Annotated in this window: 23 protein-coding genes; 12 read left to right on the top strand and 11 right to left on the bottom strand. The window is 66.6% G+C overall.

The window, feature by feature from the left end; translation table 11 throughout:
* Positions 1 to 22: 22 nt before the first annotated feature.
* Together AC5P6A_RS11260 and AC5P6A_RS11265 are read left to right on the top strand one after the other, a co-directional pair.
* Entirely contained in the window at positions 23 to 2,851 is a 2,829-nt protein-coding gene (locus AC5P6A_RS11260; protein WP_346473461.1) for a valine--tRNA ligase, read from the top strand.
* A 79-nt stretch (positions 2,852 to 2,930) separates the two neighbouring features.
* Entirely contained in the window at positions 2,931 to 3,752 is an 822-nt protein-coding gene (locus AC5P6A_RS11265; protein ID WP_346714939.1) for an EamA family transporter, read from the top strand.
* 66 nt (positions 3,753 to 3,818) lie between these two features.
* Here AC5P6A_RS11265 and rimI read toward each other — a convergent pair whose 3' ends face one another.
* Genes rimI through pssA form a run of 3 tightly spaced genes read right to left on the bottom strand, consistent with a single transcriptional unit; the run spans position 3,819 to position 5,595 of the window.
* The gene (gene rimI / locus AC5P6A_RS11270) at positions 3,819 to 4,316 is read right to left on the bottom strand and encodes a ribosomal protein S18-alanine N-acetyltransferase (RefSeq protein WP_019660988.1); all 498 of its coding nucleotides are present in this window, start codon (positions 4,314 to 4,316) and stop codon (positions 3,819 to 3,821) included.
* Positions 4,313 to 4,822 (bottom strand): hypothetical protein, encoded by a 510-nt coding sequence (locus AC5P6A_RS11275; RefSeq protein WP_058980477.1) that lies wholly within the window; start codon positions 4,820 to 4,822, stop codon positions 4,313 to 4,315. Before AC5P6A_RS11275 ends, rimI begins: the two co-directional genes overlap by 4 nt.
* Positions 4,819 to 5,595, bottom strand: a complete 777-nt coding sequence (gene pssA / locus AC5P6A_RS11280; protein ID WP_019660986.1) for a CDP-diacylglycerol--serine O-phosphatidyltransferase — start codon at positions 5,593 to 5,595, stop codon at positions 4,819 to 4,821. Before pssA ends, AC5P6A_RS11275 begins: the two co-directional genes overlap by 4 nt.
* A gap of 80 nt (positions 5,596 to 5,675) precedes the next feature.
* On the opposite strand from pssA, the gene AC5P6A_RS11285 reads away from it, so the two are divergent.
* The 3 genes from AC5P6A_RS11285 to AC5P6A_RS11295 all read left to right on the top strand — a co-directional run bounded on the left by AC5P6A_RS11285 (position 5,676) and on the right by AC5P6A_RS11295 (position 9,020).
* Complete coding sequence (locus AC5P6A_RS11285; protein WP_171953400.1) at positions 5,676 to 6,053, top strand: DUF4124 domain-containing protein; 378 nt, start codon at positions 5,676 to 5,678, stop codon at positions 6,051 to 6,053.
* Positions 6,054 to 6,710: 657 nt separating this feature from the next.
* A complete protein-coding gene (locus tag AC5P6A_RS11290; protein WP_058981022.1) occupies positions 6,711 to 8,414 on the top strand; it encodes a proline--tRNA ligase in 1,704 nt (567 codons plus the stop codon).
* 222 nt (positions 8,415 to 8,636) lie between these two features.
* A complete protein-coding gene (locus AC5P6A_RS11295) occupies positions 8,637 to 9,020 on the top strand; it encodes an H-NS histone family protein (protein ID WP_010480700.1) in 384 nt (127 codons plus the stop codon).
* Positions 9,021 to 9,130: 110 nt separating this feature from the next.
* On the opposite strand, the gene AC5P6A_RS11300 is transcribed toward AC5P6A_RS11295, so the two are convergent.
* Positions 9,131 to 10,390, bottom strand: a complete 1,260-nt coding sequence (locus AC5P6A_RS11300; protein ID WP_019660983.1) for a threonine/serine exporter family protein — start codon at positions 10,388 to 10,390, stop codon at positions 9,131 to 9,133.
* A 92-nt stretch (positions 10,391 to 10,482) separates the two neighbouring features.
* Between AC5P6A_RS11300 and AC5P6A_RS11305 the strand changes: the two genes are divergently transcribed.
* The 4 genes from AC5P6A_RS11305 to AC5P6A_RS11320 are packed head-to-tail and all read left to right on the top strand — an operon-like array spanning position 10,483 to position 14,001.
* Positions 10,483 to 11,604, top strand: coding sequence for an ABC transporter permease (locus tag AC5P6A_RS11305; RefSeq protein WP_019660982.1), 1,122 nt, complete (start codon positions 10,483 to 10,485; stop codon positions 11,602 to 11,604).
* A gap of 1 nt (position 11,605) precedes the next feature.
* A complete protein-coding gene (locus tag AC5P6A_RS11310; protein WP_021202702.1) occupies positions 11,606 to 12,433 on the top strand; it encodes an ABC transporter ATP-binding protein in 828 nt (275 codons plus the stop codon).
* Positions 12,434 to 12,436: 3 nt separating this feature from the next.
* Positions 12,437 to 13,363 carry an MlaD family protein gene (locus AC5P6A_RS11315; RefSeq protein ID WP_019660980.1) on the top strand — a complete coding sequence of 309 codons (927 nt, stop codon included), beginning with the start codon at positions 12,437 to 12,439 and terminating at the stop codon, positions 13,361 to 13,363.
* A complete protein-coding gene (locus tag AC5P6A_RS11320) occupies positions 13,360 to 14,001 on the top strand; it encodes an ABC-type transport auxiliary lipoprotein family protein (RefSeq protein WP_134731781.1) in 642 nt (213 codons plus the stop codon). Before AC5P6A_RS11315 ends, AC5P6A_RS11320 begins: the two co-directional genes overlap by 4 nt.
* A gap of 4 nt (positions 14,002 to 14,005) precedes the next feature.
* Here AC5P6A_RS11320 and AC5P6A_RS11325 read toward each other — a convergent pair whose 3' ends face one another.
* Genes AC5P6A_RS11325 through AC5P6A_RS11335 form a run of 3 tightly spaced genes read right to left on the bottom strand, consistent with a single transcriptional unit; the run spans position 14,006 to position 16,007 of the window.
* A complete protein-coding gene (locus tag AC5P6A_RS11325) occupies positions 14,006 to 14,593 on the bottom strand; it encodes an alpha-ketoglutarate-dependent dioxygenase AlkB family protein (protein ID WP_019660978.1) in 588 nt (195 codons plus the stop codon).
* 48 nt (positions 14,594 to 14,641) lie between these two features.
* Entirely contained in the window at positions 14,642 to 15,274 is a 633-nt protein-coding gene (locus tag AC5P6A_RS11330; protein WP_312002651.1) for a CoA transferase subunit B, read from the bottom strand.
* A gap of 1 nt (position 15,275) precedes the next feature.
* Complete coding sequence (locus AC5P6A_RS11335; RefSeq protein ID WP_021202697.1) at positions 15,276 to 16,007, bottom strand: CoA transferase subunit A; 732 nt, start codon at positions 16,005 to 16,007, stop codon at positions 15,276 to 15,278.
* Between the two features lie 158 nt (positions 16,008 to 16,165).
* On the opposite strand from AC5P6A_RS11335, the gene AC5P6A_RS11340 reads away from it, so the two are divergent.
* The 3 genes from AC5P6A_RS11340 to AC5P6A_RS11350 all read left to right on the top strand — a co-directional run bounded on the left by AC5P6A_RS11340 (position 16,166) and on the right by AC5P6A_RS11350 (position 21,656).
* Positions 16,166 to 18,796, top strand: a complete 2,631-nt coding sequence (locus AC5P6A_RS11340) for a DEAD/DEAH box helicase (protein WP_346714988.1) — start codon at positions 16,166 to 16,168, stop codon at positions 18,794 to 18,796.
* A 97-nt stretch (positions 18,797 to 18,893) separates the two neighbouring features.
* On the top strand, positions 18,894 to 20,240 hold the full coding sequence (locus AC5P6A_RS11345; RefSeq protein WP_019660974.1) for a phosphohexomutase domain-containing protein: 1,347 nt from the start codon (positions 18,894 to 18,896) through the stop codon (positions 20,238 to 20,240).
* 12 nt (positions 20,241 to 20,252) lie between these two features.
* Positions 20,253 to 21,656 carry a mannose-1-phosphate guanylyltransferase/mannose-6-phosphate isomerase gene (locus tag AC5P6A_RS11350; protein ID WP_346714940.1) on the top strand — a complete coding sequence of 468 codons (1,404 nt, stop codon included), beginning with the start codon at positions 20,253 to 20,255 and terminating at the stop codon, positions 21,654 to 21,656.
* A 75-nt stretch (positions 21,657 to 21,731) separates the two neighbouring features.
* Here the strand turns inward: AC5P6A_RS11350 and rfbD are convergent, their stop codons facing one another.
* Genes rfbD through rfbB form a run of 4 tightly spaced genes read right to left on the bottom strand, consistent with a single transcriptional unit; the run spans position 21,732 to position 25,133 of the window.
* Positions 21,732 to 22,625: a dTDP-4-dehydrorhamnose reductase gene (gene rfbD / locus AC5P6A_RS11355; protein ID WP_346474880.1), complete on the bottom strand. Its 894-nt coding sequence runs from the start codon at positions 22,623 to 22,625 to the stop codon at positions 21,732 to 21,734.
* Positions 22,622 to 23,179, bottom strand: a complete 558-nt coding sequence (rfbC, locus tag AC5P6A_RS11360; RefSeq protein WP_171953395.1) for a dTDP-4-dehydrorhamnose 3,5-epimerase — start codon at positions 23,177 to 23,179, stop codon at positions 22,622 to 22,624. The genes rfbD and rfbC overlap by 4 nt, the downstream gene beginning before the upstream one ends.
* On the bottom strand, positions 23,176 to 24,063 hold the full coding sequence (rfbA, locus tag AC5P6A_RS11365) for a glucose-1-phosphate thymidylyltransferase RfbA (protein WP_171953394.1): 888 nt from the start codon (positions 24,061 to 24,063) through the stop codon (positions 23,176 to 23,178). Before rfbA ends, rfbC begins: the two co-directional genes overlap by 4 nt.
* Before the next feature lie 14 nt (positions 24,064 to 24,077).
* Positions 24,078 to 25,133 (bottom strand): dTDP-glucose 4,6-dehydratase, encoded by a 1,056-nt coding sequence (gene rfbB, locus AC5P6A_RS11370; RefSeq protein ID WP_346714941.1) that lies wholly within the window; start codon positions 25,131 to 25,133, stop codon positions 24,078 to 24,080.
* Positions 25,134 to 25,206 lie beyond the last annotated feature (73 nt).

A 25,206-nucleotide genomic window follows, 5' to 3' on the forward strand; every position in this document is an offset into this window, starting at 1 on the left:
GATTACCTCCTGGTTCCCCCGCATGACCCAACTCGCCTCCAGCTACGACCCGACGTCCTTCGAGACCGACCTCTACGAGGCCTGGGAGAAGGCCGGCCACTTCAAGCCGTCCGGCACGGGCGAGCCCTACACCATCCTGCTGCCGCCGCCGAACGTGACCGGCACGCTGCACATGGGCCATGCGTTCCAGCAGACCCTGATGGACGCGCTGGTGCGCTACCACCGCATGCGCGGCTACGACACGCTGTGGCAGGTCGGCACCGACCACGCCGGCATCGCCACCGAAATGGTGGTCAGCCGCAACCTGGCGCTGGAAGGCAAGGGCGAGACCCGTGATTCGCTCGGCCGCGAAGGCTTCATCGGCAAGGTCTGGGAGTGGAAGCAGCAGTCCGGCGACACCATCGAACGCCAGATGCGCCGCCTCGGCACCTCCGCCGACTGGTCGCGCAGCACCTTCACCATGGACCCGCAGCCGTCGGCGGCGGTCAACGAAGCCTTCGTGCGCTGGTACGAGCAGGGCCTGATCTACCGTGGCCAGCGCCTGGTGAACTGGGACCCGGTGCTGAAGACCGCCATTTCCGACCTGGAAGTGGAGAGCGCCGAGGAAGACGGCTTCCTGTGGTCGATCGCCTACACGCTGGATGAAGGCCTGAGCTACGAGCACGTCGAGCGCGATGCCGATGGCGTGGAAACCCTGCGCGAAATCCGCGACTACCTGGTCGTCGCCACCACCCGTCCGGAAACCCTGCTGGGCGATACCGCAGTGATGGTGCACCCGGAAGACGAACGCTACGCGCACCTGATCGGCAGAAACGTGGTGCTGCCTTTGACCGGCCGCCGCGTGCCGGTGATCGCCGATGATTACGTGGACCGCGCGTTCGGCACCGGCGTGGTCAAGGTCACCCCGGCGCATGATTTCAACGACTACGAAGTGGGCGTGCGCCACAGCCTGCCGATGATCAACCTGTTCACGCCGGTGGCAGCGCTGAACGAAAACGCGCCGGAGCGCTTCCAGGGCCTGGACCGCTATGAAGCGCGCAAGGCCGTGCTGGCCGAACTGGAAGACCTGGGTATCCTGATCGAGACAAAGGCGCACAAGCTGCAGGTGCCGCGCGGTGACCGTACCGGCCAGGTGATCGAGCCGTACCTGACCGACCAGTGGTTCGTGAAGATGGACGACCTGGCCAAGCGTGGCCTGGAACTGGTCGAGGACGGAAGTATCGCCTTCGTGCCGCCGAACTGGATCAACACCTACCGCCACTGGATGAACAACATCCAGGACTGGTGCATCAGCCGTCAGCTGTGGTGGGGCCACCGCATCCCGGCGTGGTTCGATGCCGCCACCGGCAGCTGCTATGTCGGTCGCAGCGAAGAGGAAGTGCGCGCCAAGAACAACCTCGGCAGCGACGTGGTGCTGAACCAGGAAAGCGACGTGCTGGAGACCTGGTTCTCCTCGCAGCTGTGGCCGTTCTCCACCCTGGGCTGGCCGAATGAGCAGGCCATGGCCGAGCGCGGCTTCGACCGCTACCTGCCATCGTCGGTGCTGATCACCGGCTTCGATATCATCTTCTTCTGGGTGGCGCGCATGATCATGGCCACCGACAACCTGGTTGGGAAGATCCCGTTCAAGGACGTCTACTTCACCGGCCTGATCCGCGACGGCCAGGGCCAGAAGATGTCCAAGAGCAAGGGCAACGTGCTCGACCCGCTGGACATCATCGATGGCATCACCATCGACGACCTGGTCGCCAAGCGTACCGGCGGCCTGATGCAGCCGAAGATGGTGGAGAAGATCGAAAAGGCCACCCGCAAGGAATTCCCGGACGGCATTGCTGCCCACGGTGCCGATGCGCTGCGCTTCACCATCGCCGCGCTGGCCACCCACGGCCGCGACATCAAGTTCGACATGAACCGCGCCGAGGGCTACAAGAACTTCTGCAACAAGCTGTGGAACGCCAGCCGCTTCGCCCTGATGAACACCGAAGGCGCTGCGTTCACCGGCGTGCCGAAGCCGCGTACCGATGCCGAGCGCTGGATCCTTGCGCGCCTGGCCGCCACCACCGCCGAAGCGCAGGGCCATTTCGCCGCCTACCGCTTCGACCTGCTGGCGCAGTGCCTGTATGAGTTCGCCTGGAACGCGTTCTGCGACTGGTTCCTGGAACTGAGCAAGCCGGCACTGAACGGTGCAGACGCCGCCGACGCCGAAAGCACCCGCCACACCCTGCTGTACGTGCTGGAAGCGCTGCTGCGCCTGCTGCACCCGCTCACGCCGTTCATCACCGAACAGCTGTGGCAGCAGCTGGCCCCGCGCCTGGGCCTGACCGAAACCACGCTGTCGCTGCGCCCGTACCCGACCGCCGCCGAGTTCGAAGGCGATTTCGCCCAGGCCGAGGCCGACGTGGAATGGCTGAAGGCGGTGATCAGTGCCGTGCGCCGCGTGCGCAGTGAGCTGAACGTCGCGCCGTCCAAGCTGGTGCCGCTGCGCCTGCAGGCCGGCCTGGCGCAGGACCGCGTGCGTATTGAACGCTTCAGCGCCTCGCTGTCGTTCCTGCTGAAGCTGGACAGCGTCCAATGGCTGGCCGAAGGCGAAAGCGCACCGCCGGCGGCCGCCGCGATCGTGGGCGAGCTGAAGCTGCTGGTGCCGCTGGAAGGCCTGGTCGATCTGGACGCCGAGCGCGCACGCCTGGACAAGGAGATCAAGCGCGTGGAAGGCGAGCAGGAAAAGAGCGAAACCAAGCTGGCCAGGTTCACCGACAAGGTTCCACCGGCGGTGGTCGAGCAGGAGCGCGTGCGATTGGCCGACTGGAACACTCAGCTGGCCGGCCTGCGCGAACAGCGCGCGAAGCTGTAACACCTCGCCCTGGTGGGTGCCAACCAAGGTTGGCACCCAGCAAACCCGGAACATTTTCCCGGCATGGCATCATCACCGGATGCCGCTTTCCATCTTCCTGCTGGTCCTCGCCGCTGCGGCACTGCATGCCAGCTGGAATGCGATCGTCAAACGCGGGCCGGACAAGTTCCTCGGCACCGTGCTGGTGACCGGCAGCGCTGCGCTGCTGTCGGCGGCGGCCCTGCCCTTCCTGCCGTTCCCGGCCGCGCAAAGCTGGCCCTGGCTGGCTGCATCCGTACTGCTGCAGGTGACCTACCACGGGCTGGTCGCACGCTGCTACCAGCGGGTCGACATGAGCCTGGCCTATCCGCTGATGCGTGGCAGCGCGCCGATCCTGGTTGCACTGGCGGGCTCCCTGCTGGGCGAGCAACTGCCCCCGGCGGCGTGGCTGGGCGTGGTGCTGGTGAGCACCGGCATCCTGTGCATGGCACTGGGTGCACGTGGCGGCCAGCTGCGCCTGCCGCTGCTGACTGCGGCGATGATCGCCACCTACACCCTGGTCGATGCGCACGGCGCGCGCGAGTCCGGCAGCGCGCTCAGCTACACGCTGTGGTTGTTCCTGCTGTCGGGCATTCCGCTGCCGCTGTGGGCGTTGTACACCCGCGGCGGCGCGGTATTGGACTATGCGCGGCAGCATTGGCCACTGGGCCTGGCCGGTGGCGTCGGCACCACCGCCTCCTACGCGATGGCGTTGTGGGCCATGACCCAGGCACCGGTGGCGATGGTCTCGGCGCTGCGCGAATCCTCGATCCTGTTCGCGTTGCTGATCTCGGTATTCGTGCTGCGCGAGCGGATTCCGCGTGCGCGCTGGCTGGCAGCGGCGTTGATTGTGGGTGGCGTGCTCGCACTGCGGATGGCGTGAGAGAAGCGTGCCAACCAAGGTTGGCGGCTAGCGGTAGTGCCGGCCGCTGGCCGGCACCCTTCTCCGTCACAACGGCGGCATCGCCTGCAGGTCGCCATCGACCAGCTCGATCGCCATCACCACCGCGTCCTCGCGGCCCTGTGCGGCCGGGTAGTAGCGCGGGCGGCGGCCGATCTCGTTGAAGCCTTCGCTGTGGTACAGCGCCAGCGCCGGCGTATTGGACGGACGCACTTCGAGGAACACACGCTGTGCCCCCCGGTCGCCAGCCAGCTGTACCAGCGCGCGCAGCAGTTGACGACCCAGCCCACGCGACTGCGCCAGCGGATCGATGCAGATGTTCAATACATGTGCCTCATCGGCCGCGATGCTGAGCACCCCATAGCCGATCAACTGGCCATCGCGCTCCATGGCCAGGCCGGGATAGCCCGCACGCAGGCAATCGACGAAGATGCCGCGGGTCCACGGAAACGGATACCCGCGTACCTCAATCGCCATCACCGCGTTGAGGTCACTCTCGCGCAGCGCGCGCAGGCTGACCGGACCAGGCTGGCTGACCGCACTCACGGTGCGCCCCGCTTGCGCAGGGCACGCAGCTGCGGCCACAGCGCGCGCTTGGCGGCGGGATCCTGGCGCAGCTGGTCCAACGGCCAGCTGTCCATCAGCGCCTGCGTGGCCGGATCATTGGGATTGCAGCCGGACGCGCGCAGCAAGGCGATCTGCAGGCGATCCGGCAGCCGCACCACCGGCTGCCGGGCATTGCCGCCGGGCAGCGGGCGGGCCGCCGCCGGCGCGGTATCCGGTGCGTTGACCGGGGTCTGGCGACGTGGTGGCGCCTGGCGTTCCTGCCGGGAAACCGGTGTTGGCGCAGCCAGAGGTTCGCGCGCGGGCGCGGTGGGTGCCCGCGCCTGCTCCACCGCTGGCGCGGCAGCCGCCTCGGCTTCGGCCACGCTCAGCTGCAGCGCGGCGTCCAGCTCGGCGGCCAGCTGGCCGTCGTGATAGACGGTGTAGCCCATGGCCTGCAGCCAGGCCTGCTGGGCCGGAGACCACAGCACGGGCAGGTCCTGGCTCACGCGGCCTCGGGCTTCTTGCGCAGGCGCTGCACGGCCCACATCACCGGGCCGGACAGGGCGTACAGGATGCCCACCGCGAACAGCACGCGCGGCAGGTCGATCACCGCGATGGCGATGGCCACTGGTACCAGGGCCAGCACCAGGAACGGCACGCGGTCGGAACGGGTACCCTTGGCGCCGCCGCCCTTGAAGCTCCAGAAGCGGATGCGGCTGACCATCAGCAGCGCCGCGATGATCGTCACCGCCAGCGCCACGTAGCGCAGCTGGTTGCCGTCCCAGCCCAGGTTGCCATCTGCGAACGCCCAGACGAAGGACATCATCAGGCCGGCCGCGGCCGGGCTGGCCAGGCCGACGAACCAGCGTTTGTCGACCACCGCCACCTGGGTATTGAAGCGGGCCAGGCGCAGTGCCGCGCAGGCCGCGTACAGGAACGCTACGGCCCAGCCAACGCGGCCGAGCAGCGGATCGTCGAACTTCAGCCACGACAGCGACCAGTGATACATCACCAGCGCCGGAGCCATGCCGAAGCTGACCAGGTCGGCCAGCGAGTCGTACTGCACGCCGAATTCGCTGCTGGTGCCGGTCAGGCGCGCCACGCGCCCATCCAGCCCATCCATCACCGCCGCCACGAACACGGCGATGCTGGCGTTGACGAAATCCCCATTGGCCGCGGCGATGATCGCGTAGAAGCCGGCGAACAGTCCGGCAGTGGTGAACAGGTTGGGCAGCAGGTAAATCGTGCGCGAACGCGGCGGCGGTGTGATCGGGTCCATGGAATCCAGTTTAATCGACTTGCCAGTGCTCGGCGCCAATGCTGCAATCGGCGTTCTACGCCCATTCCGCGGAGTTTGCCATGCGTGCCCTGTCCTGCCTTGGATGCCTGCTGCTGCTGGCCAGTGCCAGCGCCGTGGCTGGCCCGGTCTATAAATGGAAGGACGCCCATGGCGTGACCCAGTACTCGGAGACCCCGCCGGCCGGCAAAAAGTACGAGACCCGGGAGCAGGCGCGCAGCCCGCAGACTGCAGCCAGCACCCAGACTCCGGCTGCACCGGTGCCCGAGCAGTGCAGCACCGCCCGTGCCAACCTGGCCTTGCTGGATGGTGGCGGCCAGGTGATGCAGGACGCCGATGGTGATGGCAAGGCCGATACCCCGTTGAGCCCGGAGCAGCGCACCGCGCAGAAGGGGCTGGCGGAGGCCGCGATCAAGGCGTACTGCCCACCGGCAAGTTAAGGGGGTCGGCAGGGCTGCGCCCTGCACCTGCAGAGGCTGCATGCAACGGCAACGGCAACGTCAAAAGCGGGCATTCCGTGGAATGGCGGGGCGGTGTCGGATTGCGGGGACGCCGCAAGTACGTCCATGTAGGCTTGGCAGCCGCATCCATGCGGCTGACACCCCGCAATCCGACACCGCCCCACCCCCGACAGATTCCCGGTGGCCAATAGATCCACGCCATGCGTGGATGAAATCTGTCGGATCTCGAATTGAATCCGGGGTCAGATCCGTTTTCCTGCGGAAAACGGATCTGACCCCAGGAGCCATTCCGACAGCTCGCAGGAAACTGTCGAAGGCGGGGTGGGTCCGGTTGCGGGAGTGTCCGCGGCATGGATGCCGCGGCCAAGCCCCCATGGGTGAGGGCGCTTTGCTCGCGAAGCACTGCTTCGCAAGCGCCCGAACGCACAGCCGCCAGCGGCTGGGCCGGACCGCGGAGCGGGGTTTACGGCGTCTCCCGCAACCGGACCCACCCCGCCATCCCACGGGAAGCCCGCTGTTGCTGTTGCTGTTGCAGCTGACGTTGCTTGAGGCGGGTGCAGGGCGCAGCCCTGCCGATACCCCTCCCCCCGGCCGGGCTGGCAGAATAGGCGTCTCTGCCGTTATCCGAAGCCGACGATGCGCCTCTCCCAGTTCCACCTGCACACCACCAAGGAAACCCCCAGCGACGCCGAGCTCACCAGCCACCGGCTGATGCTGCGCGCGGGCATGATCCGCAAGCTGGCATCGGGCCTGTACACCTGGTCGCCGCTGGGCCTGCGCGTGCTGCGCAAGGTCGAGCGCATCGTGCGCGAGGAAATGGACCGCGCCGGTGCCGTGGAATTCCAGATCCCGACCATCCAGCCGAAGGAACTGTGGGAGCAGACCGGGCGCTGGCAGAAGTTCGGCCCGCAGCTGCTGAAGATCAAGGACCGCAAGGACCAGGTGTTCTGCTACAGCCCGACCGCCGAGGAAGCAGCCTGCGACTTCGCGCGCAGCGAGCTGTCCAGCTACAAGCAACTGCCGGTGAACTTCTACCAGGTACAGACCAAGTTCCGCGACGAGATCCGCCCGCGTTTCGGCGTGATGCGTTCGCGCGAGTTCCTGATGAAGGACGCCTATTCGTTCCACCTGCACGACGAGTGCCTGGTGCGCGAATACGAGAACATGAAGTCGGCCTACAGCCGCATCTTCACCCGCCTCGGCCTGGACTTCCGCATGGTGCAGGCCGACTCCGGCGCAATCGGCGGCGATGCGTCGCAGGAATTCCACGTGATCGCCGATTCCGGTGAAGACGCGCTGGTGTTCTCCACCGGCTCGGACTACGCGGCCAACATGGAAGCGGCGATTGCCGCCGATCCGGCGCCGCGTGCGGCCGCCAGCGAAGCCATGCGCAAGGTCGACACCCCCACCCAGAAGACCTGCGAGGAGGTCGCGGCCCTGCTCGGCATCGACCTGCAGCGCACGGTGAAGTCGGTGGCGCTGATCGCGGGTGAAGGAAAGGCACAGCAGTTCGTGCTGGTACTGGTGCGCGGTGACCATGAAGTCAACGAGATCAAGCTGGCCAAGGTTGCCGGCCTGGACGAACAGCGCTTCGCCAGCGAGGCGGAGATCGCCGAGCATCTGGGCAGCGTGCCGGGCTTCCTCGGCCCGGTTGCCCCGGCCAAGCCCATCCGCGTGGTCGCCGATCGCGAAGTGGCGGCGATGTCGGACTTCGTCGTCGGCGCCAACGAAACCGGCTTCCACCTGGCCGGCGTCAACTGGGGCCGCGACCTGCCGGAACCGGAAGTGGCGGACATCCGCAACGTGCGTGCCGGTGACCGCGCACTGGACGGTGGCGAACTGAAGATCGCCCGTGGCATCGAAGTCGGCCACGTGTTCCAGCTCGGTCGCAAGTACGCCGAAGCGCTGGATGCCACCGTGCTGGATGAAAACGGCAAGGCGGCGGTGATGGCGATGGGCTGCTATGGCATCGGTATCTCGCGCGTGGTAGCTGCCGCGATCGAACAAAACCATGACGATGCCGGCATCATCTGGCCGGACGCGATGGCGCCGTGGCAGGTGGTGGTGTGCGTGATCAACCCGAAGGGCGATGCTGCCGTGGCCGACGCTGCGGCCAACCTGCTGCAGGAACTGCGCGATGCCGGCCTGGACGCGGCGCTTGACGATCGCGGCCTGCGCCCGGGCGCGATGTTCGCCGACATGGAACTGATCGGCATCCCGCACCGCGTGGTGGTCAGCGAACGCGGCCTGGCCGCCGGTACCTACGAATACCGCTCGCGCCGCGCCAGCGAAGCGGAAAGCCTGGACAAGGCCTCCCTGCTGCAGCGTCTGCAGGGCTGATCAGGAAAAAGACCGGGCCCTGCCCCGGTCTTTTTTTTCTGCCGCGGTCTTCCCCGATATTGCAGCGGACATAATCCGGTCAAAATCACCGCGACGGCGCCTGCATGCCGCCACGCCATGACCCGCCTGCATTTGTGCTGTGATTAATTCATCTCTATTCTGTCCGCCGACGCCATGGACTGGCTTGTCCCGTCCACACATTAGTTTCCGGAGTAACCGTAAATGAGCATTGACCTGACCGGCCTGTCAGCACGCGAGCTGGGCGCCCTGATCCGTACCGCCAAGAAGCAGCAGACCATCGTCGCCAAGCGCCGGCCGATCACCAAGGTCCGGGCCCAGCTGACCAAGCTGGCCAAGACCGAGGGTTACACCATCGAAGAACTGTTCGGCAGCGCCCCGGCCACGCGTGCCCGCAAGGCCGCTCCGGCCGCCAAGGCCCCGTCGAAGACCGCCGGCCGCAAGCTGGGCAAGGTTGCCCCGAAGTACCGCAACCCGGCCAACCCCAAGGAAACCTGGACCGGCCGTGGCAAGCAGCCGCGCTGGATGGCTGAGCTGACTGCCAAGGGCAACAAGAAGCCGGAAGATTTCCTGATCAAGAAGGCCTGAGGCCGGATCGGGATGCAATGAAAAACGCCGGCGAAAGCCGGCGTTTTTTTGTTTGTAGAGCCGAGCCCACGCTCGGCTATCCATATCCGAAGCCGAGCATGGGCTCGGCTCTACAGAGTCTTGCGGGCGGGCATCAGCAGATTGCCGAACAGCAGGCCGGCCACCAGTGCCATCACCACGTTGAGCACGGTAAGGAACACGCTCTGGCCGGCGCCCACGTCCTGCTGCTGGACCAGGGTCAGCACGCCGCGCAGGCTGGTGCTGCCGGGCACCATCATGATGATGCCGGGCAGGCGGATGATCGCGCCCGGACGCCCGACCAGACGACCGAACAGATTGCCACCGGCCGTCAGCAGCATCGCCGACAGGAAGATGCCGGCCGGCGCGCCCCAGGCGTGGCCGCCAAACTTGGAGATCGCATAACCGGCCACCGAGGCGGCAATCACCCACGGATAGTCGCGACGATTGGCCTTGAACAGCATCGCGAACGCGAATGCCGCGGTCAGCAGCGAGCCCCACTCCACCCACGGCCCCTGCGGCCGAGCCGCGCGGATCACCGGGTCGAGGCCGAGCACGTCGGCCAGGGTCACCGCGATCATCGCGCCGACGCTGAGCTTCATGATGGTGGTCAGCGCGCCGGCAAAGCGCGCGGTGCCCGATACCCAGTGCTGGCTGGCCAGTTCGTTGACCGCATTGGTCAGCGACATGCCGGGCAGCAGCACTACCAGCGAGGCGATGATCACCGTGTTGAGGTTGAGCGCACCAATAAAGGACGCAACCAGGGTGGCGACCAGGCCGGCCAACAGCGCGGCCAGTGCCTCGGCGGCTTCGCGGGTGGCCGGGCGACGGTCGGTGACCATGCCGAGCAGGCCGATCATCAGGCCGATGACACCGGCGGTCGCAATGTCCAGCCACGGCAGCTTCCACATGCCGGCCACGCCGGCCGCGCCAAGGGTGAACGAGAGGATCGTGCGCAGCTTGCCGCGCCGGCCCGGATCCTTGTCCAGCTGGCGCAGCGCGGTGTGGCCCTGGGCGATGCTCATCCGGCCGTTGGCCACTTCTTCGGCAATATGGTCGGCGACGCTGAGCTTGTGCAGGTCGTTCTCGCCGGGCGCCAGGCGGATCACCCGGGTGATGTCACTGGAGCCGATCGCCTGCGCCGGATCGCTGAAGCTGAGGATGATGCCGGTGGGGTTCGACCACGGTTCACAATCCAGGTCGAGCTGGCGAGCCAGTGCCACCACCGCCGTTTCCAGGCGCTGGGCCGTGGTGCCATAGCTGTGCAGGCGTCCGGCGATCTCGGAAACGAAGGCCACCCGCTGCGCGTAGGTGGCCTGGGGCGTGGGGATCGTGTGAGCATCTGCGGACATGCGCCGTAGTATTACCTAGGCGGGGCCTGACCGGAGAAATTCATCCGAGTTCGACGCGATGGCCAATACAGAACGGTTATGCTGCGACCGGAATGGCCCAAGTGACCCCGAACCACGCCCCCCAGCTCGAACAGGACGCCCATGATCCGGGCGTGATCCGCCTGTCCGGCACCTGGACCTTGAAGACCGCGCTGGCCGCGGCCGAGGTCCTGCGTGGCGTTCCTGACACGCTGACCGGCATCGATGCCACCGCCATCGAGAAGATGGATTCGGCCGGCGTGCTGCAGGTGCTGCGCGTGGCCCATCGCGCCGACCTCGGCGAAGACGCACTGAAGTTCCGCGCGGATCACCAGGCGCTGGTGTGCACCATCGAGGAAGTCGCCGACGACCGGCCCAAGCCCAAGCGCGACTTCGGCGTGCTGGCGGCACTGGAGCGGCTGGGTGTCAGCGTCCATGCCACCGGCCACAACATCAAGGCGCTGTGCAGTTTCCTCGGCGAGAACCTGGTCAAGGCGGCCCGCCTGGTCAAGGAACCGCGCCGCTTCCGCCTTACCGCCACCGTGCACCAGATGGAGCAGGTCGGGCTGGATGCGGTGCCGCTGGTGGCACTGCTGTCCTACCTGGTCGGTGCGGTGATCGCCTTCCTCGGCTCGACCATCCTGCGCGACTTCGGCGCCGAGATCTACGTGGTCGAACTGGTCAACATCGCCTTCCTGCGCGAGTTCGCGGTGCTGCTGACCGCGATCGTGCTGGCCGGCCGTACCGCCAGCGCCTTCACCGCACAGATCGGCGCGATGAAGGCGCGCGAGGAAATCGATGCGATGCGCACGCTGGGCCTGGACCCGGTCGACCTGCTGGTGCTGCCTCGCTTGCTGGCGTTGCTGGTCACCCTGCCCCTGCTGACCTTCATCGCGATGATCGCCGGCCTGGCCGGCGGCGTCACCGTCGGTGCGTTCGACCTCGACATCCCGCCGCAGATGTACATCGCGCGCATGCACGAGACCATGGAGGTGCGGCACATGCTGGTCGGCCTGTCGAAGGCGCCGGTATTCGCGCTGGTGATCGGCCTGATCGGCTGCCTGGAAGGCCTGAAGGTCGAAGGCACGGCACAGTCGGTAGGCGAACGCACTACTTCCAGCGTGGTGCAGACGATCTCGCTGGTGATCATCATCGACGCTTTCGCGGCGTTGTGGTTCATGCACATGGGCTGGTGACATGAGCACGCATCCGACGCCCGAAGACATTCCCATGCAGGACGACGACGGCCACGAGCTGGCCATCCGCGTGCGCGGCCTGGTCAACCGTTTCGGCAGCCAGACCGTGCACGAAGACCTGGACCTGGACGTGCGTCGCGGCGAGATCCTGGGCGTGGTCGGTGGCTCCGGCACCGGCAAGTCGGTGCTGATGCGCTCCATCCTGGGCCTGCGCACGCCCGACGAAGGCCAGATCGAAGTGCTGGGCCGCGACGCGCGTGCCGACGACGCCGAGAGCCGCCTGCACATCGAACGCAACACCGGCGTGCTGTTCCAGGACGGCGCACTGTTTTCGTCACTGACCGTGGGCGAGAACGTGCAGGTACCGCTGAAGGAACACCACCGCGAACTGCCCGAGCGCTGGCATTACGAGCTGGCACTGCTGAAGGTGAAGCTGGCCGGCCTGCCCGCCGACGCGATCAACAAGCTGCCCTCGCAGCTGTCCGGCGGCATGCGCAAGCGCGCCGGCCTGGCCCGGGCGCTGGCGCTGGACCCGCCGCTGCTGTTCCTGGACGAACCCACCGCCGGCCTCGACCCGATCGGCGCGGCCGCGTTCGACCGACTGATCAAGACCCTGCAGGAAGCGCTGGGGCTGACCGTGTTCCTGATCACCCACGACCTGGACACCCTGTACGCCATCTGCGACCGCGTGGCCGTGCTGGCCGACCGCAGGGTCGTTGCCAACGCCCCCCTCCCGGAAATCGAGAAACTGGATCATCCGTGGATCCAGGAATACTTCCACGGACCCCGCGCGCGCGCCGCGCGTGGCGAACAGATCGAGAGTGCCTGAGCCATGGAAACCAAAGCCAACTACGTGCTGATCGGCGCGTTCACCCTGATCACCGGCCTGGCCCTGCTGGCGTTCGGCCTGTGGGCGGCCAAGTACTCTTCCGACCGCACCTGGCAGGAATACCGCGTGGTGTTCCGCGAGGCGGTGACCGGCCTGTCGGTGGGCAGCCCGGTGCAGTACAACGGCATCGCGGTCGGGTCGATCGTCGAACTGAACCTGGTGCCGGACGACCCGCGCCAGGTGGTCGCACGCATCCGCCTGAACTCGACCACGCCGGTCAAGACCGATACCCGCGCCAAGCTGGCGATCACCAGCCTCACCGGCCCGTCGATCATCCAGCTCAGCGGCGGTACGCCGCAGTCGCCGGCGCTGACCACGGTCAACAAGGATCCGGCACCGATCATACCGACCACGCCGTCGGCGCTGCAGAACATCACCGATGTTGCCAACCGCATCGTCGAGCGCATGGACCAGATCCTCAGCGACCGCAATGTAGCCTCGATCAACGCCACGCTGGCCAACCTGGAGACCATCAGCGGTGGCCTGGCCGACCGCGACCAAGGTACCCAGGCGCTGCTGCTCAGCGCGCGCGATGCCGCCCGCAGCCTGGACACCACGCTGAAGACCACCAACGGCACCATCGAGCGCCTGGACAGGAACCTGGTGCAGCAGCTGCCGGGCATCATCGACAAGCTCGATGCCACCCTGGCCAAGCTCGACTCGGCCGCCGGCAACGCCGATTCGATCCTTGGCGAGAACCGCGCCGCGATCAACAGCTTCGCCAATGATGGCCTCGGTCAGCTCGGCCCGACGCTGACCGAACTGCGCGGCCTGATCCGCGACCTGCGCCGGGTCAGCGACCGCCTCGAGAACAACCCCGCGCGCTACCTGCTGGGCCGCGACGCACCGAAGGAGTTCGAACCCAAATGAGCCCGCCCCCCCTTCCGCGCCTGCTGCTGGCCGCTTCGATGGTCGCCCTGCTGGGCGGCTGCTCCATCCTTGGCAGCAGCGAGAAAACCGCAGTGACGCTGTACTCGCCCTCGGTGCAGGTGAAGGCCGACCCGGCGTGGCCACAGGCCAGCTGGCAGCTGGTACTGGCCAAGCCGAGCGCCGCGCGCCTGGTCGACAGCCCGCGCATCAATGTGCGGCCGACGCCTTCGCAGATGGAAATCTACAAGGGCGCCAGCTGGGCACAGCCGGCCACCGACATGATCGAGGACACCCTGCTGCGCGGCTTCGAGGATTCCGGGCGCATCCGCGGCGTGGCGCGCAGCACCGCCGGCATCCGTGCCGACTACAAGCTGTCCACCGACGTGCGCCGCTTCGAATCGGATTACCAGGGCCAGACCACGCCGACCGTGGTGATCGAGGTCAACGCCAAGCTGATCCACGTCGCCGACCAGCGCGTGGTGGCCGACCGTACGTTCCGCCAGGCGCAGCCGGTCGGCAGCACCGACGTACCGGCGGTGACCGCGGCGTTCGAACGTGGCCTGCAGCAGCTGGCGCAGGATGTGGTGGGGTGGACACTGGTGAGCGGGCAGGCCGACCAGCCTAACGTCGCGCGCTGATCGATCAGCGCGGCGCAATCCAGCGGAACGTCAGGTTGATCCGCTCACCCTGCACCCGCGCCATCTTCGGAAGCGCGTGCTGGTAGAACCTCTGCGTCTGCCCCGCCATTACCAGCAGATCGCCATGGCCGAGCAGGTACTCGGCCTTGCGCGCCGGATCATCGCGCCGGCGCAGCAGGAATCGACGCGATGCGCCCAGACTCAGCGACGCAATCACCGGGGCCGGACCCAACTCCGGCTCGTCATCGCTGTGCCATCCCATGTAGTCGCCGCCGCCGCGATAGCGGTTCAGCAGCACGCTGTTGAAGCGGCCGAAGCCATCGTCCTGCAGGCGCTCGCGCATGCCCTGCAGGGACGGCGGCCACGGGTGCGGCACGAATTCTGCCCCCGAGTAGCGATAGCGCGCCTGCGGATCACCTATCCAGCAGCTCAACCGTGGCGAATCCACCCAGCTGCCGAACATGCGGATGCGATGCACCTCCCACGGCACGCCGGCTTGCAGATCGCGCTGCAAGGCATCGGCCTCGGCGGGAGACAGCCAGGCCGGGAGGTGGCGGACGTCGGCATCGGGAAGGTCGTGGGGGAACAGCATGGGCGCCCCAAGGGAAAGGGCGGGGCGACCGAAGGCCGCCCCGGAACGTCAGCGGCGCGCGAACGCCACGCCCGTTTTTTCCTTCAGTTCGTCATTGCTGACACCCGGCGCCGCTTCCACCAGCACCAGACCAGCATCGGTGACGTCGAACACCGCCAGGTCGGTGATGATCCGGTCGACCACGCCAACACCCGTCAGCGGGAGCGTGCATTCGGCCAGGATCTTGTGCTCACCGTTCTTGGCGGTGTGCTCCATCAACACCACCACGCGCTGCACGCCGGCCACCAGGTCCATCGCGCCGCCCATGCCCTTGACCATCTTGCCGGGCACCATCCAGTTGGCCAAGTCGCCCTTGTCGGTGACCTGCATGGCGCCGAGGATGGCGAGATTGACGTGACCGCCACGGATCATCGCAAAGCTGTCGTGGCTGCCGAAGTAGCTGGCACCGGCACGCGCGGTGACGGTCTGCTTGCCGGCATTGATCAGGTCGGCATCGACCTCGGCTTCGGTCGGGAACGGCCCGATGCCCAGCAGGCCGTTCTCCGACTGCAGCCACACGTCCACGCCTTCGGGGATGTGGTTGGCGACCAGGGTCGGCAGGCCGATGCCAAGGTTCACGTAGGCACCATCGGTCAGTTCGCGGGCGGCACGCGCCGCCATCTCATCGCGGGTCCACGCCATGTCAGTTGCCCTCCGCGCGGATGGTGCGCTGTTCGATACGCTTCTCAGGATGCGGGTTGTGCACGATGCGGTGCACGTAGATGCCCGGCAGGTGCACCTGGTCCGGATCGATGGCACCCACCGGCACCACCTCTTCCACTTCCACGATGCAGACCTTGCCGGCCATCGCACAGGCCGGGTTGAAGTTGCGCGCGGTCTTGCGGAACACCAGGTTGCCCGCTTCGTCGGCCTTCCACGCCTTGACCAGCGCCACGTCGGCGCGCAGCGCGGTTTCCATCACGTAGTGCTTGCCGTCGAACTCGCGGGTTTCCTTTCCTTCAGCCACCACCGTGCCATAGCCGGTGGCAGTGAAGAACGCCGGAATGCCTGCACCACCGGCACGCAGGCGCTCGGCCAGGGTGCCCTGCGGGTTGAATTCCAGCTCGAGCTCGCCGGCCAGGAACTGGCGCTCGAATTCCTTGTTCTCGCCCACGTAGGACGAAATCATCTTCTTGATCTGCCGGGTTTCCAGCAGCTGGCCCAGACCGAAACCATCGACCCCGGCATTGTTGGAGATCACGGTCAGGCCCTTGACGCCACTGTCGCGCAGCGCGGCGATCAATGCCTCGGGAATGCCACACAGGCCGAAGCCGCCCACGGCCAGCGTCTGGCCATCGGCGACCACCCCTTGCAGGGCCTCCGCCGCACTGGCGAAGCGCTTGCTGCGCTTGCCGGTGGAAGTCGATTGCTGCATTGCTGTACTACCCTGCACGTTGAGGATGACCGCATTCTAGCTGGAGGGCGGCGAAGGGCCTGGATGCGCCGCAGCATTGCACGGGCATCGCACAGGGTTCCGTAGAATGCCGGGTTCCCCTGCCAATGGCCGGCCCCGTGCCCGCCCCACCCTCGTTGATGGCCCATACCTACACCGAAGAAGACCTGCTCCGCTGGATGGAAGGCCGGACGCTGGAAATGAGCGACCATGGCCTGTCGGAAGTCCATAGCATGCGTCTGTTCGGTGACATTCTGGTCGCTGAGGTAAAGATCCCGGCCAAGTACTCCTACCGGGTGGAGATCGACCTGGCCGCCAGTCTTCGCCATCCGCGCAGCCTGCTGCGCAACCGGTGTTCCTGCCCGCTCAGCCACGACTGCATGCACGTGGCGGCTGTGCTGGCGCAGATGCTGCAGCAGATCGACCATACGCCCCCCAAGCCCGACGACAGCAGCACGCTGCCAACGCTGCTGATCCGTTCGATGACCCCCGTCCTGCGCCTGCACACGGTCGAGTTCCGTCCGCCGTGGCTCGGCCCACGCGACCCTTCGCAATGGGCCGATATCGCCACCGTGGCCTTCGAATACGACGAGCACGTGCGGTTCCTGGATGATCCGAGCCTGTTCGCCCACGATCCGGAGGGCCAGCTTGCGCTGCTGCCCCGCGACCTGGCCGAGGAATCACGGCGCGAGGCCGAGCTGCGCACGGTGGGACTGCATCGCGACACGGCGCCGCGGGCGCCATTGGAGGGCGCAGGACCTCAGTTCCAGCTGCGCACCCATGACTGGACACGGTTCCTGCTGGACGACGTACCGCGCCTGGAAGCCTTGGGCTGGAAGGTAGAGACCGACGACGATTTCCGCCATCGCATCACCCGGGTGGATGAGATCGACCTGGACATCCAGGCGGACCCGGCGGATGCGGGCTGGTTCAACCTGGGCCTGGACATCCAGGTGGAAGGCCGCAACGTGTCGATGGTTCCGCTGCTGCAGCAGGTGCTGCAGTCCGATCCCCGCTGGATGCGTGGCCAGCTGGACGCCATCGGCGATGATGAGAACATCCTGTTGACGGCGGGCGACAACACGCGCCTGGCATTGCGGGCCGCACGACTGAAACCGATCATGGCCCTGTTGACGGACCTGTTCGCCCAGCGTGGCGCGCCGCTGCGCCTGTCTGTGCTTGACCGTGGCCGCCTGCAGGCGCTGCAGGACACGGCGCGCCTGCAGTTCCGCGGGCGCAAGGACACCCAGGCACTGGTGCAGCGGCTGATGCAGGCACCCGCATTGGGCGAAGTGCCGCCGCCGGCAGGGCTGGTGGCAACGCTGCGTCCCTATCAGCGCGAAGGCCTGTCGTGGCTGCAGTACCTGCGCCAGCAGGGCCTGGGGGGCGTGCTGGCCGATGACATGGGCCTGGGCAAAACCGTGCAGACGCTGGCGCATGTGCTGGTCGAGAAGGAAGCCGGTCGCCTGGACCGTCCGACGCTGCTGGTGGTGCCCACTTCGCTGCTGCACAACTGGCAGAGCGAAGCGGCACGCTTCACCCCGGGCCTGCGCGTGCTGACCCTGCACGGGCCGGCACGTGAAACGCTGTTCGAGGCGATTCCCGGGCACGACCTTGTACTGACCACCTACCCTCTGCTGTGGCGCGACGAGCAGGCGCTGCAGGCACATACCTACCATCTGTTGATTCTGGATGAAGCCCAGCAGGTGAAGAATCCGAAGTCACGCGCGGCCATCACCCTGCGCACGCTGCAGGCGCGCCACCGGCTGTGCCTGACCGGCACGCCGCTGGAAAACCACCTGGGCGAACTGTGGACGCAGTTCGACTTCCTGCTGCCCGGCCTGCTAGGCAGCGAGAAACAGTTCAACCAGCATTGGCGCCATCCGATCGAACGTGGCAGCGACCACCGCCGCGCCACCTTGCTGGCGCAACGGCTGCGTCCGTTCATACTGCGCCGGCGCAAGGACCAGGTGGCGTCAGAGCTTCCGCCCAAGACCGTCATTACCCGCGCGGTGGAAATGGAGAGCGGCCAGCGTGATCTCTATGAAACCGTGCGCGCAGCGATGGAAAAGCAGGTGCGCGAAGCCATCAGCGGCAGCGGGCTGGCGCGCAGCCACATCGTGGTACTGGATGCGTTGCTGAAGCTGCGCCAGGTCTGCTGCGATCCGCGCCTGCTGCCTGGTGATGCCCCGGCGCGCAATGCGGGCTCAGCCAAGCTGGACCTGCTGCGCGAGATGCTGCCGTCGATGGTCGAGGAAGGCCGGCGCATCCTGCTGTTCTCGCAGTTCACCGGCATGCTCTCGCTGATCGCGCAGGCACTGGATCAGCTGGGCTTGGCCTATGTGACCCTGACCGGCAACACCCAGGACCGGGCCACGCCGGTGCAGCGCTTCATGCAGGGGGAGGTGCCGGTATTCCTGATCAGCCTGAAGGCAGGTGGCGTCGGGTTGAACCTGACCGCCGCCGATACCGTCATCCACTTCGACCCGTGGTGGAATCCGGCGGCCGAAAACCAGGCCAGCGATCGCGCCCATCGCATCGGCCAGCAGCAGCCGGTGTTCGTTTACCGGCTGATCGCCGCAGGCAGCATCGAAGAACGGATTGCCGAGCTGCAGGAGCGCAAGGCCACGCTGGCCGACGCCATTCTCGAAGGCGGCGGCGCTACGGGGCCACGCTTCAGCGAAGAAGACGTGCAGGCGCTGCTGGCGCCGTTGCCGGGCCTGCCCGGCAAGCGTTTGCGCAAAGCGGGCAAGCGGTCGACGCGGAGCTGACCTCCGGACGCCAGTCAGGTGGCGTTCCCCGATGGAAACGATTCCCATACATGACTGGGACTACAATTGGGGACTGAGCTCACAAAGGAACTGATCGATGCCCCTGCCCGCCTTCAAGGCCTACGATATCCGCGGCCGTGTGCCGGAAGAACTGAACGAAGACCTGGCCCGCCGCATCGGCGTCGCCTTGGCCGCGCAGCTCGCTCCAGGTCCAGTGGTCCTCGGCCACGATGTGCGCCTGACCAGCCCGGCGCTGCAGGATGCACTGGCCACCGGCCTGCGTGGTACCGGGCGCGAGGTGATCGACATCGGCCTGTGCGGCACGGAAGAAGTCTATTTCCAGACCGACCATCTGGGCGCGGCCGGCGGCGTGATGGTCACCGCCAGCCACAACCCGATGGATTACAACGGCATGAAGCTGGTCAAGGAGAATGCCCGGCCGATCAGCTCCGATACCGGCCTGTTCGCAATCTCTGACGCGGTTTCCGCCGATACGTCCGAGGCCCAGCCGCCGCGTGCCGGGCAGGTTGCCCAGCACGACAAGAGCGCCTACATCCAGCACCTGCTCAGCTATGTCGATGCCAGCAGGCTCAAGCCGCTGAAGCTGGTGGTGAATGCCGGTAACGGCGGCGCGGGCGCGATCGTCGACCTGCTGGCCCCGCACCTGCCGTTCGAGTTCATCCGCATCTGCCACGAACCGGACGGCAGCTTCCCCAACGGCATTCCCAACCCGCTGCTGCCGGAGAACCGCGCCGCCACCGCCGATGCGGTGCGTGAACACGGTGCCGATTTCGGCATTGCCTGGGACGGTGACTTCGACCGCTGCTTCTTCTTCGACCACACCGGCCGCTTCATCGAGGGCTACTACCTGGTCGGTCTGCTGGCCAAGGCGATCCTGGCACGCAATCCCGGCGGCAAGGTCGTGCATGACCCGCGCCTGGTCTGGAACACCGTGGATATGGTCGAACAGGCGGGCGGTGTGCCGGTGCAGTGCAAGAGCGGCCATGCCTTCATCAAGGAAAAGATGCGCGCCGAAGACGCCGTGTACGGTGGCGAGATGAGCGCCCACCACTATTTCCGCGAGTTCGCCTATGCCGACTCCGGCATGATCCCGTGGCTGCTGATCGCGCAGCTGATCTCCGAGAGCGGCCGCTCACTGGCCGAGTGGGTCGAAGACCGCATGGCGGCCTATCCGTGCAGTGGCGAGATCAACTTCAAGGTGGCCGATGCCAAGGCTGCCGTGGCCCGCGTGATGGAGCACTTCGCGGCGCAATCACCGGTACTGGATCACACCGACGGCATCAGTGCCGACTTCGGCGGCTGGCGCTTCAACCTGCGCAGCTCCAACACCGAACCGCTGCTGCGCCTGAATGTCGAAGCCCGTGGTGACGCCGCGCTGATGCAGGCGCGTACCGACGAAATTTCCCGCCTAATCCAGCAGTAATCAAGGACGACCATGAGCATCATCCAGCCCGTCATTCTGTCCGGTGGCTCCGGGACCCGCCTGTGGCCGCTGTCGCGCGAGGCGTACCCGAAGCAGTTCCTGCCGTTGGCGGGCGAACTGACGATGCTGCAGGCCACTTGGAAACGGGTGGCGCCGATCGCCGCGCATGGCCCGCTGGTGATCGCCAACGAGGAGCACCGCTTTGTCGCTGCCGAGCAGCTGCAGCAGGTCGGCGCCGAGCCGGCGGCCATCATCCTGGAACCGGTTGGCCGCAACACGGCGCCGGCAATCGCGGTCGCAGCCCTGGAAGCCACCCGCGACGGCGCCGATGCGCTGCTGCTGGTGCTGCCCTCGGACCATGTGATCACCGACGAAGCCGCCTTCCGCAGCGCCGTGCAGGCCGCCGCCAGTGCCGCCGAAACCGGCAAGCTGGTGACCTTCGGCATCGTGCCGACCGGTCCGGAAACCGGCTACGGCTATATCAAGGCCGCCGATGGGCAGGGTCTGCGTGCGGTCGAGCGCTTTGTCGAAAAGCCCGACCTCCAGACCGCCAGCGGTTACGTCAGCAGCGGCCAGTATTACTGGAACAGCGGCATGTTCCTGTTCAAGGCCTCGCGCTACCTGCAGGAACTGGAGCGCTTCCAGCCCGGCATGCTGGCCGGCAGCCGCCAGGCCTGGCAGCAGGCCCGCCGCGATTCGGATTTCACCCGCCTGGACAAGGACGCCTTCGCCGCCGTTCCCTCTGATTCCATCGACTATGCCGTGATGGAAAAAACCGCCGACGCCGTGGTGATTCCGTTGGACGCCGGCTGGAACGATGTCGGCTCGTGGACAGCCCTGCGCGATGTCTCGCAGCAGGACGGCGATGGCAACGCCCATCAGGGCGATGTGATCGCCATCGACTGCCGCAACACCTATGCCTATGCACGGCGCCTGGTGGCACTGGTCGGCCTGGATGACGTGATTGTCGTCGAGACCGACGACGCGGTGCTGGTCGGCAGGGCCGACCGCATGCAGGAGGTCAAGACCGTTGTCGGTCAGCTGAAGTCCGAAGGCCGCAGCGAGGCCACGTGGCATCGCAAGGTCTACCGCCCGTGGGGCGCGTACGATTCAATCGACAATGGTGCACGCTTCCAGGTCAAGCGCATCACGGTCAAGCCCGGCGGCACACTCAGCCTGCAGATGCATCATCACCGCGCCGAGCACTGGATCGTGGTCAGCGGCACCGCGGAAGTGACCCGCGGCGACGAAGTGATCCTGCTCAGCGAAAACCAGAGCACGTACATCCCACTGGGCGTGACCCATCGCCTGCGCAACCCGGGCAAGCTGCCGCTGGAACTGATCGAAGTGCAGTCCGGCAGCTACCTTGGCGAGGACGACATCGTGCGCTTCGAGGATACCTACGGGCGCAGCTGACCCGGCGCCCGCTGGAGGCGACCGACCGTTGGTCGGGGTGGGTGCCGACCGTCGGTCGGCACACCGCCTGCCGGGTCAGGCAATCTCCGCCATCACCCGCTTCAGGCCATCCTGCCAACTCGGCAGTACGATGCTGAAATCCTGCTGCAGCTTGCGGTTGTCCAGCACCGACCAGGCCGGGCGCTTGGCCGGGGTCGGATACTCGGAACTGGGAATCGCCTCGACCGCCGGCACCTTCGCCAACACGCCGGTAACCAGCGCTTCGGCGAAGATCGCTTCGGCGAACCCATGCCAGCTGGTCTGGCCGCTGGCGGTCAGGTGCCAGGTACCGGACAGTTGGCCCGGATGCCGCAGCGCCTGCGCAGTAACATCAGCGATCAACGCGGCCGGCGTCGGTGTACCGACCTGGTCGGCCACCACACGCAGCTGGTCGCGCTCGGCGCCGACGCGCAACATGGTGCGCAGGAAATTTGCCCCATGCGAGGCATACACCCAGGCCGTGCGGAAGATCAGGTGGCGACCGCCGGCCGCGCGTACTGCATCCTCACCATCGCGCTTGCTGGTGCCATACACACCCAGCGGCGCGGTCGGCTCGTCCTCGCGGTACGGCGCGGTGCCCTGACCATCGAACACATAGTCGGTGGAGTAATGCACGAACGGCACGCCATGGGCGGCACACCAGCGCGCGATCACGCCCGGCGCCTGTGCGTTGGCCGCGAACGCGGCCTCCACGTCCTGCTCGGCACGGTCGACCGCCGTGTAGGCGGCGGCATTGACCACCACCGACGGCTGCAGGCGGTCCAGCAGGGCCGGCAGGCTGTCGGGCTGGCCGAAATCGGCCACCTCGCACGCGCTGCCGTCGGGCAGCTGGCCACTGCGCGTGGTCGCCAGCACCGGCCCCAGCGGGGCCAATGCGCGCAGCAGTTCCTGCCCGACCTGCCCGTTACCGCCAAACACCAGCACGGTCATGCGCTGTAGACCGGCAGGCGGTCCTCGGCGATCTCCTTCAGGAAAGGTGCGCTCTCATCCTTGGCCGACAGGGTCGGTGCGCTCACCGGCCAGTCCACCGCGATGTCGGCATCGTTCCAGCGCACGCCGGCATCGAAGTCCTTCAGGTAGACCTCGGTGCACAGATAGCTGAACACCGCGCGCTCGGACAGGACGGCGAAACCGTGGGCGAAGCCTTCCGGAATCCAGAACTGCTTCTTGTTCTCCGCGCTCAGCACCACCGCTTCCCACTGGCCGAAGGTCGGCGAACCGCGACGGATGTCGACGGCCACGTCATAGACCTCGCCTTCCAGCACGCTGACCAGCTTGCCCTGCGGCCGCGGCCACTGGTAATGCAAGCCACGCAGCACGCCCTGCGCCGAGGTGGAGACATTGCTTTGCACGAAGCGGTCCGGCAAGCCCAGTGTGGCAAAGCGTTCGGCGTTCCAGGTTTCGAAGAAGTAGCCGCGTGCGTCGCCGAACACCGCCGGCTCGATCACCACGCAGCCAGGCAACTTGGTTTCAATCACTTTCACGGAACAACTCCACGCAGGGCGAGCTTGTGCAGGTACTGGCCGTAGCCATTCTTGATCAGCGGCGCGGCGAGTGCCTCCAGCTGTTCGGCGGTGATCCAGCCCTGGCCAAACGCGATTTCTTCCGGGCAGCAGACCTGCAGGCCCTGCCGGGTCTGGATGGTCTCGATGAAGTTGGAGGCTTCCAGCAGCGACTGGTGGGTGCCGGTATCGAGCCAGGCATAGCCACGGCCGAGCGCTTCCAGGTGCAGGTTGCTCTCGCCCAGATAGCGCTTGTTGAGATCGGTGATCTCCAGCTCGCCGCGCGGCGACGGCTTCAGCTCGGACGCGTAATCGCTGGCCTTGCCGTCATAGAAGTACAGGCCAGTCACCGCATAGTTCGAACGCGGGTTTTCCGGCTTCTCCACCAGGTCGATGACCTTGCCGCTCTTGTCGAACTCGGCCACGCCATAGCGCTCAGGATCATTCACCCAGTAGCCGAACACGGTGGCACCGTCGGTGCGCTCATCGGCGCGCTTGAGCACGTCGCGCAGGCCGTGGCCGTGGAAGATGTTGTCACCCAGCACCAGGCAGCTCGGTTTGCCGGCCACGAAGTCGCGGCCGATCAGGTAGGCCTGGGCCAGGCCATCGGGGCTGGGCTGCACCGCGTACTGGATGTCCATGCCCCACTGCGAACCATCGCCCAGCAGCTGCTGGAACAGGGCCTGCTCGTGCGGGGTGTTGATGATCAGCACCTCGCTGATGCCCGCCAGCATCAGCACGCTGAGCGGGTAGTAGATCATCGGCTTGTCGTACACCGGCAGCAGCTGCTTGCTGACGCCCTTGGTGATCGGATACAGCCGGGTGCCGGAGCCGCCGGCGAGGATGATGCCCTTGCGCTGCGTCATGGTGTCTCCCGGGTTCAGGCTGCGGTGCCGATGCGCTGCAGGCGGTAGCTGCCGTCCAGCACGCCGTTGACCCATTCCTGGTTGTCCAGGTACCAGTCGACGGTGAAGGTGATGCCCTGCTCGAAGGTGTAGGCCGGTTCCCAGCCCAGGTCGTTCTTCAGCTTGGACGCATCGATCGCATAGCGGCGGTCATGGCCGGGGCGGTCGGTGACGTAGGTGATCTGGCTGCTGCGCGGCTGGCCATCCGCACGCGGGCGGCGCTGGTCCAGCAGTGCGCAGATGGCCTGCACCACTTCGATGTTCTGTTTTTCCGAATTGCCACCGACGTTGTAGGTCTCGCCAACCTGGCCCTTGGCCAGCACGGTGCGGATCGCCTCGCAGTGATCGGACACGAACAGCCAGTCGCGCACCTGCTTGCCGTCGCCGTACACCGGCAGCGGCTCGCCGGCCAGCGCCTTGGCGATCACCAGCGGGATCAGCTTCTCCGGGAAGTGGTACGGGCCATAGTTGTTGGAGCAGTTGGTGGTCAGTACCGGCAACCCGTAGGTGTGGTGGAACGCACGGACCAGGTGGTCCGAGGCGGCCTTCGACGCCGAGTACGGGGAATTCGGAGCATACGGCGTGGTTTCGCTGAACTTGCCGGTCTCACCCAGGGTGCCGTACACCTCGTCAGTGGATACGTGCAGGAAGCGGAAGGCCGCGCCCTGCTCGGCCGGCAGCGCCTTCCAGTAGTCACGGACCGCCTCCAGCAGGCCCAGGGTGCCCACCACGTTGGTCTGGATGAAGGCGCCAGGACCGTCGATGGAGCGATCCACGTGGCTCTCGGCAGCAAAGTTGAGCACGGCGTCCGGCCGGTGCTCGGCCAGCAGGCGGGTCACCAGGACGCTGTCGCCGATGTCACCCTGCACGAACACGTGGTTCGGGTTGCCGTCCAGGCTGGACAGGGTCTTCAGATTGCCGGCGTAGGTCAGCGCATCGAGGTTGATGACTTTGACGCCGCGCGCGACGGCCTCGAGAACGAAGTTACCGCCAATGAATCCGGCGCCGCCGGTGACAAGCCATGTGGGCACTACCTGTTCTCCTGATCGAAATTCATCCAAGGGGCGCTATGAAGCGCCCGACACAGCGGCACAGGATACATGT

Source organism: Stenotrophomonas sp. YJH_SMC_20 (assembly GCF_059367845.1).